The organism is Dietzia sp. UBA5065 (genome assembly GCA_002415925.1).
In the GTDB taxonomy this organism is placed as follows: Bacteria; Actinomycetota; Actinomycetes; order Mycobacteriales; family Mycobacteriaceae; genus Dietzia.
Window position 1 is genome coordinate 13667 of the sequence record DIAZ01000093.1, and the last position, 2755, is coordinate 16421.

The 2755-nt window shown below is 69.1% G+C and carries 3 protein-coding genes and 1 pseudogene; 2 read left to right on the top strand and 2 right to left on the bottom strand.

The window, feature by feature from the left end; all coding sequences use genetic code 11:
* The coding region (locus B4M60_RS07035) for an NAD(P)H-dependent flavin oxidoreductase (protein ID WP_291081574.1) at window positions 1–551 on the bottom strand (551 nt) is incomplete at its 3' end.
* Window positions 552–652: 101 nt separating this feature from the next.
* A complete protein-coding gene (locus B4M60_RS07040) occupies window positions 653–1669 on the bottom strand; it encodes an NADP-dependent oxidoreductase (protein WP_291081576.1) in 1017 nt (338 codons plus the stop codon).
* A gap of 66 nt (window positions 1670–1735) precedes the next feature.
* On the opposite strand from B4M60_RS07040, the gene B4M60_RS07045 reads away from it, so the two are divergent.
* Together B4M60_RS07045 and B4M60_RS07050 are read left to right on the top strand one after the other, a co-directional pair.
* Entirely contained in the window at window positions 1736–2623 is an 888-nt protein-coding gene (locus tag B4M60_RS07045) for an ABC transporter permease (protein WP_291081578.1), read from the top strand.
* A gap of 12 nt (window positions 2624–2635) precedes the next feature.
* Window positions 2636–2755 (top strand): annotated as a pseudogene (locus tag B4M60_RS07050) (ABC transporter ATP-binding protein); the annotation flags it as partial.

The window sequence follows — 2755 nt, forward strand, 5'->3', positions numbered from 1 at the left end:
GCCCCGGACAGCAGCAGCGGTCCGTCGAACCATTCGCGGATCTCCTGGATCAGCGCGAACGGCGACTGGGTTCCGGCGTGGCCGCCGGCACCGGCGGCCACCGCCACCAGCCCGTCCGCGCCCTTCTCGACGGCCTTACGGGCGAACCTGTTATTGATCACGTCGTGCAGGACGATGCCCCCGTAGGAGTGGACCGCCTGGTTGACCTCCTCCCGCGCGCCGAGGGAGGTGATGACGATCGGCACCCGGTGTTCGACGACGGTCGCCAGGTCCTGCTCGAGCCGGTCGTTGGAGCGGTGGACGATGAGGTTGACGGCGAAGGGCGCCACGTAGGCCTCGGGGTTCGCCGCGGCGAACGCCTCGTTGCTCCGGTTGATCTGGTCGATCCACTCCGCCAGGGCCGACTGCGGCCGCGCGTTGAGGGAGGGGAACGACCCGATCACCCCGGCCTGGCACTGCGCGGCCACGAGCTCGGGCCCGGAGTAGATGAACATCGGCGAGGCCACGACGGGCACGGTCAGGGGGCCTGCGAGAACGGGGGGGAGGGACATCGGCGTTCCTTTCGACGGATGCCCCGACCGTACGTCCGTCGCGACGTTCATGCAACAAGTTGCACAAAGTCGGCGGTCGGCCGATCTCGACGCCCCGGGGGTCAGATCCTGACGAGCATCTTGCCCACGTTGGCGCCACGCATGAGGTCGAGGAACGCGTCGACGGAGTTGTCGATGCCCTCGACCACCGTCTCGTCGAAGACGATCTCGCCCGAGGCCACCCACGGCCCGACCTTCCCGGCGAACTCGGGGAACAGGTGCATGTACTTGTTGATCGTGAAGCCCTGCAGGGTGAGCCCGCGGGTGATGGCGTGCCACAGGTTGTCCGGGCCGGGCGCGCGCTCGGTGGCGTTGTACGAGCTGATCGCCCCGCACAGGGCCAGGCGACCGCCGTCGTTCATCAGGTCCAGCGCGGCCTCGAGGTGGTCGCCGCCCACGTTGTCGAAGTAGACGTCGATGCCCTGACCGTCCTGCTTGCCGAAGTGCTCGCGCAGGAGCGTGCGGACCGGACCGTCCTTGTAGTTGAGCGCCGCATCGAAGCCGTAGTCACCGATGACCTTCCCGACCTTCTCGGCGCTGCCGGCCGACCCGATGACCTTGGAGGCGCCCATCAGCCTGGCGATCTGCCCGACGGCGGACCCGACCGAGCCGGCGGCGCCGGAGACGAACACGGACTCCCCCGGCGTGAAGCGCGCGATGTGGAGGAGCCCCACGTAGGCGGTGAGCCCGGTGGTCCCGAGGATCCCCAGGTACGCGGAGATCGGCACGCCCTCGATCTGGTGCACCACCCGGAACTGCCGGCCTGCGCCCTGGGCGACGTCCCGCCACCCGAGGTCGTGCATCACCACCGCGCCGACCGGGTGGGCGTCCGACCGCGACTCCACGACCCGGCCCACCGCCCCGCCGGTCATCGTCTCGCCCAACTCGAACGGCGGGATGTAGGACCGGCCCTCGTTCATCCGACCGCGCATGTACGGGTCCACGGAGAGGAACTCGTTGGCCACGCGGACCTCGCCCTCCGCGAGGTTGGGAAGGTCCACGTGGACCGTGCGGAAGTCGTCATGGGTGGGCCACCCGCGGGGTCGGTTGACGAGCTGGATCTGGGTGCTGGAGGTCATCCCTACTGTCTACGCGTCCTCGCGGCGGGGCTGCCACCGGCCGATCCTCTAGTAGGCTTCGCGATCGTGCAGGACCAGCCATTTCCCGATCCCGCCGCGGCGACGCTCCCCGACGAGCGCGTGCGCGGCGAGATCGTCAACGACTCCCACACCTTCCGCCGGGCCGTGGCCGACCTCCGCCGGGGCCTGAGCCAGCGCGAGTTGTGGCTCTCCCTGGGCTGGCAGGACATCAAGCAGCGCTACCGGCGCTCCACGCTGGGACCCCTGTGGATCACCATCGCCACCGGCGTCATGGCCACGGCCCTGGGGCTGCTCTACTCGATCCTCTTCCAGATCCCGCTGGCCGAGTTCCTCCCCCACGTCACCGTGGGCCTGATCCTCTGGGGCTTCATCTCCGGCTGCATCAAGGAGGGCTCGGAGGTCTTCATCTCCAACGAGGGCCTGATCAAGCAGCTGCCCAGCGCGCTGAGCGTGCACGTGTACCGGCTCGTGTGGCGCCAGTTCCTGTTCCTGTGCCACAACCTCGTGATCTGGGTGGTGCTCATGGTGATCTACCCGCGGCCACTGGGCTGGGACCTGCTGCTGGCCGTCCTGGGGCTGGCGGTGCTGCTGCTCAACGGCGTGTGGGTGGCCATGCTGTTCGGCATCCTCGCCACCCGCTTCCGCGACATCGCGCCGCTGCTCGACTCGATGGTGCAGCTGCTGTTCTACATGACCCCCATCGTGTGGACCACCCAGACGCTGTACGAGCAGGGCGGGCAGATCGCGGACCGGGCCCGGATCGCCGAGCTCAACCCGCTGTACCACTACCTGGAGATCGTCCGCGCGCCCATGCTCGGCGAGCCGGTTGCCGCCTACCACTGGTGGATCGTCCTGGGCTGCACCGCGGTCGGCCTCCTCCTGGCGTTCGCCGCCCTGCGCCGGTTCCGCGCCCGAGTCCCGTACTGGGTGTAGGAGAGACGACCCATGAGCCCACTAGCACCCACCCCCGGCGGCGTGTCCATCGACTGCGTGGACGCCTGCGTGGACTTCCCGATCTTCGACGCCAAATCGCGCTCCCTGAAGAAGGCTGTCCTCGGCTCCGCC